Genomic DNA, 1,295 nt, shown 5'->3' with positions numbered 1-1,295 from the left:
TCACGGACGACGCATGGAAGGCCGCGACGTGCTCAACGCTGTGGACTATTCCGAAGGTGGAGGGGACGCGGTTCCTGCCGCATCTGGCCCCCGGAACGATCATCACGGACGAACTTGGACGGACGCAGGTGAACACGTACCAACCTGTTACCGTCCACCGCATTCCCGGCGATCCGTCGCCGTTCCTCAATCACCTCGCGATCATGATACCCGATGCAGGGGATCGACGGCTGCTGCTGGATTGGATGGCCCACAACATCAAGTATCCCGGCTACAAAGTCCCGTGGGCACCCGTGATCCAGTCCGCCGAAGGTATAGGCAAGAACACGCTAAAAACCGTCCTGATGCACTGTATCGGCGCGACGTACCTGCACCAACCCAAGGCAAGCGACTTGCTGGCGAACGGGTCCAAATTCAACGGGTGGATGAAATCAAAGTTGATGATCCTAGTTGATGAAATCAAAGTTGATGATCGCCGTGATCTTATTGATGTACTCAAGACGTATATTTCAGAAACTCAAGTCGAGTCGCAGTCCAAGGGTGTCGATCAGAAGATGGAGGACAACTATGCCAATTGGATTGCGTTCACCAATCACAAGGATGCGGTGCCGGTGAATAAAAATGGTCGCCGTTTCGCCATCTTCTATAGTCCGCTGCAATCAGCCGAGGACATTACGGCGCGCAACCTCGATGACGACTACTTCGCAAATCTGTACGGATGGCTCCATGCGGACGGCGCTGCGATCATGGCGCACTGGTTCGCGGACTACCAGATAGAGCGCGGTGCAATTTCGATGCGTGCGCCCAAGACGACCAGTTGGGCTGAGGCGATCGAGATCGGGTTGGGGCCAGTCGCCCGCGCGATCAAGGATGCGGTCGACGCCGAATTGCCGGGGTTTCGCGATGGCTGGATCAGCACGGGCGCGGTCGCGCGTATACTACGAGCAGCCGGGCGGGGTGAACCGGCGACCAACACGGTATCAAGTGCCATCGGCGAAGTCGGAGCATATCACCGCATAGGCCAAGCGGGCCGTGGATGGGTACAGGACAATCCGGACAAGCCGAGCCGCCCGGTGCTTTACCACATGGACGCAAAGGCAGATGTCGCTGACTTCGGGAGGGCGCAAGGCTACATCTGATCCGCTGACGCTATGACGCTATGGGGCCGCTATAACAGATTGGACGTTATAGCGGCCTTTTTTCGTTCATTTGCAATACCTTATACCCAATCCGCTATAACGCTAAGGAAAATCAAGGAATAGGGTAATGAGTGTTGCAACAAGCAAATTGTACCT

Annotated in this window: 1 protein-coding gene; it reads left to right on the top strand. The window is 56.1% G+C overall.

The window, feature by feature from the left end; all coding sequences use genetic code 11:
- Window positions 1–1,139, top strand: a 1,139-nt coding sequence (locus C2R25_RS20585; protein ID WP_199183873.1) for a primase-helicase family protein, incomplete at its 5' end; no start/stop codon positions are given.
- Window positions 1,140–1,295 lie beyond the last annotated feature (156 nt).

The organism is Novosphingobium sp. HII-3 (assembly GCF_002916655.1).
GTDB classification, from domain to species: domain Bacteria; phylum Pseudomonadota; class Alphaproteobacteria; order Sphingomonadales; family Sphingomonadaceae; genus Novosphingobium; species Novosphingobium panipatense.
This window is presented reverse-complemented; position numbering and strand designations above follow the sequence as displayed.